This window comes from Pantoea sp. SOD02 (assembly GCF_024707505.1).
Classification (GTDB): domain Bacteria; phylum Pseudomonadota; class Gammaproteobacteria; order Enterobacterales; family Enterobacteriaceae; genus Pantoea; species Pantoea symbiotica.
On the sequence record NZ_CP102605.1, the window covers coordinates 410,034 to 422,873 of the forward strand.

Consider the following 12,840-nt stretch of genomic DNA (forward strand, 5'->3'; position numbering starts at 1 on the left):
CTAAAAACGCACCTTAACACCCATTGACGCCGACACATTGGCGTCGATCTTTGTGTCGCCACCGTTGTTCCATGAACGACCCACTTCGCTGTACGCCTGCACTTCGTTGCTCACCATCCAGGTCGCGCCGACTGCCGCTTCAGTCAGGCTGTATTGCTGATCGGCACTTAATGAGGTGCTGCCAGCATTGTTGGCGGTGTTGGCATAGGTCACGCTATCCTGACCATCACTTAGCATTTGCCAAACGTTGACGCGCAGATAGGGTTTCACTTTGCCATAATCCGTATCGTAGTCCGCCACTAAACGCGCACCGATGCGGCCAATCAACGCGCCATCCGCCTCAACATCTACCCGGGTTTTCGCCGCGCCGTTGAGTGTGACGCTGTCAAAGTCACTGTACTGATAGATCAACTGCGCCTGCGGCTCAAGCTGCCAGCGGCTGTCACCCAACTGCCACGGTTTGCCGATCTCCACTGACGCGGCGAAGGAATTGCCGTCGGGATGAACGCTTTCCCTATTGCGTTCATTTTGCAAATCCACTTGGTGATGACCGTATTGCAACACGTTATCGACATAGAAACCGCTGTCATCGATCCAGGTCGCGTAACCGCCCAAATAGATCGAGAAAGTTGAGTTGTAGATATCACCGCCGCCCATGCCGGTATTACCGGAAACCGAACTGTCGCTATCGAGAAAGGTGGTGTACAGACCGGCGCGCCACTGCTCATCCTGATACAGATCGCTGCCAAATTGCATACCGTTGAAGTTAGAAGAGCTGCGACTGTGCACGGCATCATTGAGTTGTTGATCAACCGATTTCACCAGATAGCGCGCCCAGAAACGGCCTTGCTGATCTTCTGCCACATCAGCACGCCACGGTTGCTCGCCACCCACGCGTTGATGCAACGTACCCAGCACGGCTAAGTCGGCTTGTCGAACGATCGACGCCAGCGTGTTAAAGCCAGGCACGTCCGGGCGATAACCGGCGCGCAGGAACCAGTCTTCACCGGCCCCCGCCGCGTTGCCAGCAAACAGTTGATATTGATAGGCGCCCGCCATCAGCACATCAGCGCCGATGTTAAAGGCATCTTTGGTGGTTTGCGCCGTGGTGGTGCCGCCATTCACCGCTTCCACCACCACAATGCCATCACCTTCCGTCGGTTCGCCAAGCTGGCTAACATCAATGTCCAGCCGCGTACTGCCTGTTGCCGTGCCGCCGTTGATCACCAGACGATCCGCCACGCCTGGACTGTGCTGCTGTGCCGCGATCTTAACTACGCCGTTGAGGCCAACATAGTCGCCATTCACGGTCAGTGTGGAGCCAACATCGCCGCCACGTAAATTCACCGTGCCCTGATTCACCAGGCTTGAGACCGTCTGATTGAAGCCACCGCTGTCTAAGGTCGCCGCCTGGCTGACGATATGGGTAGATGCACTGCTCAGGGTATGACTTGCCGCCGCGCGCAGGGTGCCATTTTGCACCAACGTCAGGCCGCTCCAGCTGTTACTGCCGTTTAATGAAGTTACGCCAGCACCTTGCTGCCAAACCTGTCCGCTGCCGGAAATGTCGCCGTTCAGGGTGAAGTTGTCCGCACGGTTCAGGATCAGCAGACTTTGGTTGATGATCGCGCCGGTGAGATTGCCACTATTACCGCCCGCACCCAACTGCAGGCTGCCAGCCTGAATGTGAGTTGTTCCCGCGAAGGTATTATCACCGTTCAGCGTTAGCTTGCCGCCTCCCAGTTTGTAGAGATCACCGTTGCCGCTGATAGCGTTTTGCAAAGCTACATTATAAGTCTGTGTATCAACGCTGCCGCCACCATTGGACAGCACAACCGCGCGATCGCTATCAAACGCCTGTGCGTAACGCAGCGTGCCACCCGCCAGACCCAGCGTGCTGCCAGGTGCGCCGAGATTGGCATCCGAAGCCACTTGCAGAACGCCCGCGCTAATACGGGTGCCGCCGCTGTAGCGGTTCTGACCGTTGAGAATCAAGGTGCCAAGATCGGTTTTGTTCAGCGCACCGCTGCCAGTCAGCGCGGAGTTAATCGTAGCGATGTCAGCGGCGCCTTGCGCCGTGCCATCTCCAACGCGAATAACGGTTTCTGGCGCACTGAGCGTGATGGCATCGCCGCTGACCACATAACCGTTGCTTGCAAACTGTGCGCCGCTGATACCCACGACACCGACAGAATCATCGACGGTCACGTTACCCGCGCTGCCACCGAATACGGCAAAAGAGCTATCGCTGAATGGCGAGTTAAAGCGTCCTTCTGGTGATGTGGTGTCGGTTGTCCAGTTGTCATTGCCGCTGCCGCTTTGCCAGATGCCGTCTCCACCTTCAATCGCGCCGTCGTTTTTCATCTCACCGGCGGCACCGCCGGTGCCATCCCAGAAACGCAGCTGGGTACCGGCGTGATTCACCAGATTGACTTGCCCGGCGATAGAGGTTTGCACGTAGAGTTCATCGGCGGCGGCGGGGGCGTTACCGATCTTCAGTTGATTGTTGGTCAGTACGCCGCTGTAGTTAAACACGCGATAGACGCCAACATCAAAACGGCCCCCGCTTGGCTGCACAATATTCAGCTGACCATTCAAATTGAGATCGCCATCAACGTTGATCAAATCGTTATAAGTGCCTCCCTCGCGGTAGGCTTCGCCAAACTGATAATCAAGTTGCGCATTGTCTGCCAGCGTCAGTGCACCCAAGGTGAGTACACCGGTGCTGGCCAAATCGCTTCCCGCCGCCAGATGACCACTGTTCTCAACATTGACTGAGCTACCAAGTATGCCGCTGCCGCCGAGGGTGGCGTTACTCGTTACCGTCGTTTGGCCCGTGGCGGCAGATTGATCGCCGTTGATCAGCAGTACGCCTTGCTGCACACGGGTTGCGCCGGTGTAGCTGTTTTCACCGGAAAGTGTCAGCGTTCCGCTGCCGCTTTTTACCAGGCTTCCGCCTGTGCCGCTGATAACACCGCTGATGCTGTCATTGCGGCCGAGATCGCCTTCCTGCAGCGTTGCCGTGCCAAGAACAACGTTGCCTGCGCCACTTAGCGAGCCGATGGCGGTTTGGGCGCTGCTGCCGCTAATATCCACCTGCGCGCCGATCAGATTGTTGATACTGGCACTCTGCGCCTGTGATGCATTGCTAAACGCAACGCGCCCGCTGTTGTTGATCTGGGCATTACCGCCATTGGCCGAATCACTCAGGCTCAATAATGAAAGGGCATCTATGTTTACGCTGGCCAGGCCGCCGCTGCTATTGTCTGTCAGCTGCATCTGTGCGCCATCAGTAAGATTGAACAGGTGATTTTCCGCCTGTGCGCTGTTATTGAAATTGAGCAACGCCCGATCGGAGACGTTGACGATGCTGTCCGCGCGGCCAAAGACGCCGCTGTTGTTGGCATTCACCACCAACTGACCGTTACCGTTTTTACCAATGATGGTGGTATTGCCTTGATAGCTATTGGCCTGATTGAGATTTAACGCGCCGGTGGCCGCTGTGCTGGCACTGTCGACGATAGTCAACGCACCATCACCTGCGAGAGTGGCTTCAGGCGTAAGTGCGTGTCCAAACACATCCAGCGTACCGCCACCGGTTGCATCAAGGAAAACCCTGCGATTGAGATTAAAATCGTCACCGGCTTGCAGCGCGGCACCGTTTTTCAAGGTTAGTGTGGTATCAGGCGCACCTAGACTGGCATTACCCGACACCTGTAAGGTGCCGCCCCAGACTTCAATTCCTGCGGAAAAATCGTTGATGCCGTTGAGAATCAGTCGGCCCGCATCGGTTTTCAGCAGACGGATGCGGCCGCTATCCAGCGCATCCTGGCGCAGGCTGGCATTGATGGTAGTGGTAACGTCACTGCCGCTGGCACCATCGCCGACACGAATAACGTAAAAGGTATCGGCAACGGATTCGCCTTGTGCCTGATAGGTGTTAGTCGGTGTGGGTGCGCTGTCCGGGAAAGAATCAGTTACGGTACTGATGTAGTTCAAGGCCGACGCTGGCGTGAGCTGATTGAGCACATAGCCGTCGGCGGTAAACTGCATACCGGAATTAAGTACGCGGCCATTCACATCACTGATTTGCACCTCGCCACCGGTTCCCTGGAAGATAGCGAAAGCGGTTTGCGACCAGGGCGCGTTGCCGACGCCGGTCGATTGCGTCCAGTTATTGGTATCACCGGCGATATTGGCCTTCCAGATGCCACTTCCTCCCTCGATCGCGCCATCGCCGCTGGTGCCGTCACCGTGATTGGCGATTGAGCCGCCGTCCCAGAACTGTAGCTCGCTGGCAGGATCAACAAAGTTGAGTACTAAGTTAACCTGATTACTGATGGTGGTTTGAATGGCATAACTGCCGCCATCGTTGGGTGGCAGGCTGTTGATATCCAGCGTGTTGTTAATCAGTGAACCGGCGTAATTAAACAGACGATAGACGCCTGGTAGGAAACTGCCGCCCGGCGTCAGGCTGACATCCAGTATACCGTCCAGCAACAGATTGCCTTTTACATCAACAAAGTCATTCAGCGAGCCGCCTGGCGTATAGGCTTCGCCCAGTTGAAACTGACTGTTAGTGGTGGGGGAGAGATTGAGATTGCCATTGATAGTCAGCGTTCCGGTGCCGTTATCACCCGGCGTCAGCACGCTGTTATCCGCAAAGCTCACGTCGCCACCGATTACGCCGTTACCGCCTAGCGTTGCCAGCGACGCCACATTGGTGATGCCCGTTGCTGCACTTTGGTTGCCGTTGATTACCAGCGTTCCACTGGCCACATCGGTAGAGCCACTCCAGCTGTTACTGCCGCCGAGTCGCGTAATACCTGCACCGGTTTGCAGGAATGATCCACTGCCAGATATCGCACCGTTTAGCGCCACATTGTCGGCACGATTGATGGTTAATAAGCCGTTATCAGTAATGTTAGTGACGATGGACAGGCTGCCGCTGGTGCCGCCGTCGCCTAATGCCAGTTCACTGCCGCTATCAATCAGCGTGGCGCCGCTGTAGCTGTTGTCACCAAGTAAAACCGTCGAACCGCCACCGCTGCGTGTCATTCCACCGCTGCCGCTGATGACGCCGCTGTAGGTTTGATCCTCGCTGCCATCAAAAATGATCTGGCTACCGCTGCCAGCAGTGGTGATGTCGTAATTACGCAGTGTGGCACTGCCTGCGCTATTGAGATTGTTGCCACTGCGCAGTATTGCGCCGTTATTGACGTTGATTTGTGGCGTGCCGGAGAGCGCAAGATCGTCAGCAACCCGAACATCAGCATTATCAAGCGTCAGCTGGTTCCAGCCGCTGCCGATCTGGGTGCCTTTGCTGAGATCATCGGCGGCGAATGAACCAACAACGGCGGCTTGGGTTCCGTTAAACGTCAGGCTATTGTTGCTGCCGCCTTCACTCAAAATATGCGAGGTATTGGCCAGCGACACATTGCCGAGCGTAGCGCTGTCGTTGCCATCGTTAGCGCTAAAGGTGACACCGCCTGCGAACAGACCGCTGCTCCAGTTAAACTGGTCAGCTCCGCTGCCCAACGTGATTTCACCGCGCGTCGTGCCGCCATTCAATGTGATGGTATCCGAGCCAGATCCGGTCAATATTGCCTGAGCCGTGGCGCTGGCTGCCAGCAAACTGCCGCTGTTGCTGAGCGTGGTATTTCCCGCGCCTGAGGCATCAATCAGCGTCGCATTCGCACTGGCGCTGCTCATGCTGCCGCTATTGGTAATGGTGCGGTTAGCCGCACTTCCGTTCATCACCACCAGTGGATTGCTGTTACTGGTTGCGCTGCTGGTGATGGTGCCAGTATTGCCAAACTCGGCGGCATTCTGCGCCAGAATGGTACTGCCGCTGTTGCTGCTGGTAAGGATGCTGCCGCTGTTGCTCACGCTGCTGGCATTGCTGGCATCAATCGCCGCGCCCGCGCTGTTTCCCATAGTGATATTCGCACCGGAACTGACACGGCCATCGGTATTTCCCAAAATGCCAACGCTGCCGCTACCCGTTCCATTGATGGTATAGCCATTGCCAATCGTAAGATCACCGCTAGTAGCGGACCCCGTCGCGGTCTCAAAGGCAAAACCCTGTCCGCTCCCGCTTACGTTCAGGATGTTGCCGCTGCCTTCTGCACTGAAGGTGACGGCGGTACGAATCGCCGGGCCATCTGAAGCGTTGATGCTGACGTTGGTCAGATTGATATTGGCCGTATTGGCGTTGTTATTGATGCCTGCACCGCTATCAGCAATATCAATGGTGGTATTGGCGGCGCTAAAGCTGCTGGCACCGTTGTCCATCCGCACACCGTCAGCGCCGCCCGATGCGACAATATGGTTGTCGCTACCGTTGATGGCGAGTGATGCGCCCGCACCTGTTAGTTGTACCGCCGCCAATCCGCCATTTGCCGTGACGTTACCTAAGCGGTTCACGACGGCACCCGCGCCTTGCACGCGAATGCCGACGTTGCCACTGTTGGCGGCGCCGCCCACTGAGATTGCATTGTTGTTGGTCAGCACGCCGCTGTTATCAATGCTCACGCCAATATTATTGCTGCCGAGCACCGTGACCGGTGCATTCACCGTAGCCGTGCCGCCATCATGCAGCCAGATGCCTTTGCCGTTGATGCCGTTTAGATTGATACCGTTAAGGCCATTTAGCAGCAGATTCCCAGCGTGTGACACGTCATAACCCACAATCCCGGTTTGTGCTGATGAGGATGTGGTGGCGGCAGACGAGGTAACATTGGTGACGCGCTGATCGCTGTCTGGCGTGCCGTTGATATTGTAATTGCGTCCATCAATTTTGACGGCAGTAGTATTGTCGTGATCGAGAATAATGCCGCCGTCGTTAATGGTGCCAACCGCACCGCCTGACACCTGTACGCCGACAGCATTTTCACCGTTAACCCGAATCGTTGCCGGTCCTGTAGTGAGCGAGGTCGCCACATCATCAGCGGTATCATCGGTATTCTTGTCGTCTACGCCATTGGCGATCACCGCAGTTGAGTTATCACCCGTTACCGTGAGTTGATAAGGCAATCCGCTGCCGTTATCTCCGTTGAAAATGGCACCGTTATCGACGGCAAACAGCACGGAGTTTGCCTGCCCGTTATCATTGACGTTGGCATTGTTAACGTTGATTTTTGCCTGATTACCCCAGGCGTAATAACCAATCTGGTGGTCGTTCTCAAAGGTCAGTGACGCCGAATTTCCCACATCGATTTGTGCATTGCCACGCGCGTGCACGCCAATCGCACCGGCAGACAGCAGGCGAATGGTGGCTTGTAAGTCGACCTGTGCCGATTGATTATTCAGCCCTTCGGCGTACACCGCATAATTACGATAGGTGTAAACATCGCCATCACTGCCGCCAGTATCGCCTGCGCTGCCAACCGTGATGTTACTGCTGGCAGATGACGTGACGCTGGCTGCGGTGGTGCGTGCCTGAAGATAGATGGCGATGTTGTTATCACCATCGACAAAGATATTGCCGTTATTGGTTACGCTTCCTGGGTTATCGATCACATACAGGCCGTAATTACTCGCCGCCGCACCGTTGGTCAGCTTACCGAGCACGTTAATGTTGCCGTTGTTAATCGCCGATCCGCTGGCGTGATCCATCAGGATCCCCACGGCATTACGGGTGCTTTCGCCGAGAGAGAGGGTACCCGTATTTAAAATTGCGCCGCTGCTGCTGGAGGATATTCCTGCGGAAAGGCCGCCACCGCCCGTCATCACCACTGAAGTTGGCAAGCTGCTATCGACTAGCGGCGTATAACCGATATAGAGGTTGCCGCTGTTGGTGACGCTGGCGGCTTGTTCGGCATAAATAGCTGTACCCGCTGCCCGGCCCTCGGTGTTTCGGCTATTACCGGTGACGACGATGGTGGCACCCGCCGCATTATTCACCACACTGCTTCCCGCGCCGTGAATACCGATAGCATTGGCGCTGGTGGCGTCCGTCAGCGCCACATTGATATGTCCGGTATTGGTCAGCGTGCTGGCACCTGAACCTTGCATTGCTACGCTGCCGGCATTACTGACATTTTGATTGCTGCCATCTTTCTCGATAAAAAGCCCTGCGTTGAGGGTGCCGTTATTGATCGCACTGGCATTATTAACCAACATGCCAATGGCATTCGGACTGGCAGCAGAGCTACGCCAGAGGTTAATCGCGCCATTGTTCGTCAACACAGCACCCGCATCTCCGCGCATAACGGCCGATGCGCCATCAACAGCCAATGAACCGCTGCCGGTAACGGTGCCGCGGGCATTGGCTCCGGTGGCGTAAATGACATTCAGGTCACCAGTCGGCAGAGTGGCGTTGTTGCTGTGCGCGGCAAGGTCATTCCACACGTGATAGCTAAGATTGATGCTGGTTTGCTGCTGCTGTGCCAGCAAGCCGGTGATGATTCGGTTGTACACCGCCTGCGCTTCGGGCGCGGAATCCACCACTTCACCATTTACCGTGGCACCTGCAGTGAGCCAGTACTGAATCTGCGGCTTACTGGCATAGCTATTCTGGCCGGTCAGATAGTCATTGACCTCGGCGATGTCCGCTGAAGATGTGATGTTGAAGGTTTTCGATCCCGCTTGAAATACCTGTTGTCCAACCTGGATGTAGTTAGGCAAAGTCAACGTGAAATTATATTGTGCGCTCTGCGCACTGACGTTTTGGCTATCGCTGGAAATAACCGCAGCTGGGCTGAAATGAAGATAATTATCTGATAGCCAGTTAACCTGGCTACTTGCTGCTGCACTGCCATCCGCTTTCGCCAGCTGCGTGTTTTTAGCCAAAAGCTCAAGGGTATTGGCGGCGGCGGCAATGGGCGTGGTGCCCGCCGTATCAGCACCGATGTTAATATTCGCTGTACCACCGGTGGCGGCGATAGCGGCAATACCGAAATTATTGTAAATGCGGAATGAGGTGGGATCGTAAACGGGCAACAGCAGATTACTCACCGGCGTATCATCGGCGGAAACAAAAGTGCTGGAATCATAGGTGTTAATAATCTGATAGCTGCCTTCCAGACCAGGAATTTCGACGTTCAATTCCTGGTTTTGCTGCGGATTGGCGGGGGAAGGGGAATACGTATATTGGCCGATGTTATCCGCAGTAATGGGCGTGGTATTGCCTTGGGCATCGGTGGCGGTGATAACCGTTATCCTGCCTGGATTGCTGCCACTGGGCAAAGCATCCAGTACTGATACCAAGGTTGCATTGCCATTTACGCCGCTGGCAATCGGCGGCAAAGGCCCGAGAATATTTAACGTGCTGCCTGCTGCGAAGTGATTCGGTAAAGACTGATTATCAAGCGTAAAAGCCGCGCCAGTATTCAGTACTGAATCATAGTTAATTCCTTGATTATCCGGGAAGGTATAGGTTGGATAAGCATCAGACCAATTAACATCTACCGCGTTGGCGGTGTTGGAATTACAAAGTCCAAGGATCAACGTGCTGAGCAAAATAATGGCAGAATGATCACGCTGTGATTTTTTGCATTTTTTTGCGATCTCGGGCACGGGAACAAGCCCGTTGGTAACATGACTCCAGACCAACCTATACACAATATTCATAGGTATTCCCGCCAGGAAACAGTATTAATGGATTGTTTTGTATCAACTAAATTGTCAGTTACATCTGAAAATGATTGGTTAACAAAATCCTTACATTAAAAAGTAGTACAAACCTTGAACTTGAACAGGCGTGATGGTGATAATTCATAAAAATAAAAAAAAGGTTTTATTAATAATTTAGAGCGTTATGAATGGGCTTACCAGGGAGGGGGAGCAGTTAAAAACGGGCTGTCAAATTGATAAACAACTAATTTAATTTTGAGCAGATGTTATACGGGGTATTACGGTTAGCAATAAAAAAGGGCGCTTAGAAAAGCACCCTTTTAAATTTAATATAATAACGAACTTTATTTAAAGCATTTAATAGCGACTTTCGTTCGCTATTGATCTTTCACGTTATTATGCACCGAGCAGCTGATTCGCCGTTTTCTCAACCAGCGCCAGCAGGACTTTAACATCCTCGAGCGTCACGGTTGGGTTCAGCAAGGTCAGCTTCAGGCAAGTCACGCCCTGATTCTCGGTTACGCCAACGTTGGCGCGGCCAGAATCCAGCAACGCATCGCCGATACGCTGGTTGAACAGGGCAATCTGCGCGGTATCGGTCAGTTGCTCTGGACGATAGCGGAACAGCACGCTAGCCAGCTGAGGCTGCATCACCAGCTCCAGACGCGGTTCAGAGGTGACATATTTCGCCACTTCCTGCGCCAGCGTCACGCCGTGATCGATGATCGCTGCGTACTGTTTCTGACCCAGCGCTTCCAGGCCCATCCACAGTTTCAGCGCATCGAAACGACGCGTGGTCTGCAGTGATTTGGAAACCAGATTCGGTACGCCGGCTTCTTCGTCAAACTCTGAGTTCAGGTAAGCCGCCTGATAGCGCATCAGCTCGTAATGACGCTCATCTTTCAGCAGGAACGCACCGCAGCTGATGGTCTGGAAGTATTGTTTGTGGAAGTCCAAAGTGACGGAATCCACCAGCTCCAGGCCGTCAAGGTAGTCGCGATACTTCTCGGACAGCAACAGCGCGCCGCCCCATGCTGCATCAACGTGTACCCAGATGTTGTGCTCGGCAGCGATACCGGCAATTTCACGCAGCGGATCGATAGCACCGGCATCGGTGGTACCGGCGGTTGCGACGATCGCCAGGATCTGTTCACCGTTAGCTTCGGCCTGTGCCAGTTTGGCTTTCAGGTCTGACACATCCATACGGGCGAATTCATCAGACTTCACCTGCACCACAGACTGATAGCCGTGGCCAAGCAGCGCCATGTTCTTCTGTACGGAGAAGTGCGCGTTTTCAGAGCACAGCACTTTGATCTTACGCAGATCGCCAGTGATACCGTGCTGCTGCACCGAGTGGCCCTGGCGCTGATAGAAGGCATCGCGCGCCAGCATCAGGCCCATCAGGTTGCTCTGGGTGCCGCCGCTGGTGAACACACCTGCGTCGCCAGCCGGATAACCCACTTGCGCACGCAGCCATTCGATCAGTTTGATCTCAATGATGGTGGCAGAAGGGCTCTGATCCCACGAATCCATACTCTGGTTAGTGGCATTGATCAGCACTTCTGCCGCCTGGCTTACCACCAGGCTAGGGCAGTGCAGATGCGCCACACATTGTGGGTGATGCACTGAAAGACTGTCTTTCAGGAAATATTCAATCGCGCGTTCAATCGCGGCCTGGTTACCCAGGCCGTTTGGATTGAAGTCGAGCGTGATACGCTCGCGCAGTTCGGCAACGGTTTTGCCTTGATACATCTCAGGCTGTTGCAGCCACTGCACAACCGCGGCGCTGCTCTGGGCAATCGCCTGCTGGTACGCCTCAATGCTCTGTGCAGAGGCGGCCAGAATCGGGTTTACTTCAGACATTTACTCTTCCAATCAAACAGGTTTGACGCCAGCGCCAATCAGCGCCTGCTCAAATTTATCGAGGAAAATCGCCAGCTCATCATTGGTGATCAGCAGTGAAGGCAGCAGACGCAACACTGCGCCATGACGGCCACCGCGCTCCAGAATCAGACCTGCTTCGAAGCACTTCTTCTGCAGCAACGCAGAGAGCTCGCCGTCCGCCGGGAAGCTGCCCATGTGATCGGCCGCTTCGTTCGGTTTAACGATCTCAATTCCGATCATCATGCCGAGACCACGAATGTGACCAATGACCGGGAAGCGTTTCTGCATCGCAGCCAGCTGCTGTTTCAGCCATTCACCCTGCGCGGCAACTTTGCCCGCGATATCCTGCTCTTTGAGGATTTTCAGTGTGGTCAGGCCGGTAGCCATCGCCAACTGGTTGCCACGGAAGGTACCGGTGTGATGACCCGGTGACCAAACGTCGAACTGCTTTTTGATGCCCAGCACGGCCAGTGGCAGACCGCCGCCCACCGCTTTAGACATTACGATGATGTCTGGCTCGATGCCTGCGTGTTCAAAGGCGAAGAATTTGCCGGTACGGGCAAAGCCAGCCTGAACTTCGTCGAGGATCAGCAGAATGCCGTGTTCCTGAGTCACTTTACGGATGCGTTGCAGCCACTCAGCCGGAGCTGGGTTTACGCCGCCTTCGCCCTGAACGGCTTCGAGGATGACTGCAGCTGGCTTACGCACGCCGCTTTCCACGTCGTTGATCAGGTTGTCGAAGTAGTAGGTCAGCGCTTTCACGCCAGCTTCACCACCGATACCCAGCGGGCAACGGTACTGATGCGGGTAAGGCATGAACTGCACTTCTGGCATCATGCCATCAACCGCTTCTTTAGGTGCCAGGTTACCGGTGACGGACAGCGCGCCGTGCGTCATACCGTGGTAACCGCCAGAGAAGCTGATCACGCCGCTACGGCCAGTGGCTTTTTTCGCCAGCTTCAGCGCGGCTTCTACTGCATCAGCACCCGAAGGACCGGTGAACTGCAGGCAATAATCTTTACCCTGGCCAGGCAGCAGCGAGAGCAAAGACTCAGAGAATTGATCTTTCAGTGGTGTAGTCAGATCAAGAGTATGTAACGGCAAGCCGCTGGTAATGACATTTTGTATGCTCTGGAGAACATCAGGATGGTTGTGACCCAGTGCCAGCGTCCCTGCGCCAGCCAGACAGTCAAGATATTGTTTATTCTCAACATCTGTGATCCACACGCCATGGGCTTTAGCGATGGCTAAAGGCAGTTTGCGCGGGTAACTCCTGACGTTAGATTCAAACTCGGCCTGACGGGCTAAGAATGCGTCGTTGTTTCCGTTGAATGCATTGGCACCAAAACTATCAATACGGACTTTATCCGTCATCATATC

Annotated in this window: 3 protein-coding genes; all 3 read right to left on the reverse strand. The window is 54.7% G+C overall.

Going from position 1 to position 12,840, the window contains the following annotated elements; all coding sequences use genetic code 11:
• The 3 genes from NR302_RS21405 to NR302_RS21415 all read right to left on the reverse strand — a co-directional run bounded on the left by NR302_RS21405 (nucleotide 1) and on the right by NR302_RS21415 (nucleotide 12,837).
• Nucleotides 1-9,573 (reverse strand): autotransporter-associated beta strand repeat-containing protein, encoded by a 9,573-nt coding sequence (locus NR302_RS21405; RefSeq protein ID WP_258145793.1) that lies wholly within the window; start codon nucleotides 9,571-9,573, stop codon nucleotides 1-3.
• A 399-nt stretch (nucleotides 9,574-9,972) separates the two neighbouring features.
• On the reverse strand, nucleotides 9,973-11,439 hold the full coding sequence (locus NR302_RS21410; RefSeq protein WP_258145794.1) for an aspartate aminotransferase family protein: 1,467 nt from the start codon (nucleotides 11,437-11,439) through the stop codon (nucleotides 9,973-9,975).
• A 12-nt stretch (nucleotides 11,440-11,451) separates the two neighbouring features.
• Nucleotides 11,452-12,837, reverse strand: coding sequence for a diaminobutyrate--2-oxoglutarate transaminase (locus NR302_RS21415; protein WP_036649212.1), 1,386 nt, complete (start codon nucleotides 12,835-12,837; stop codon nucleotides 11,452-11,454).
• Nucleotides 12,838-12,840: the final 3 nt, after the last annotated feature.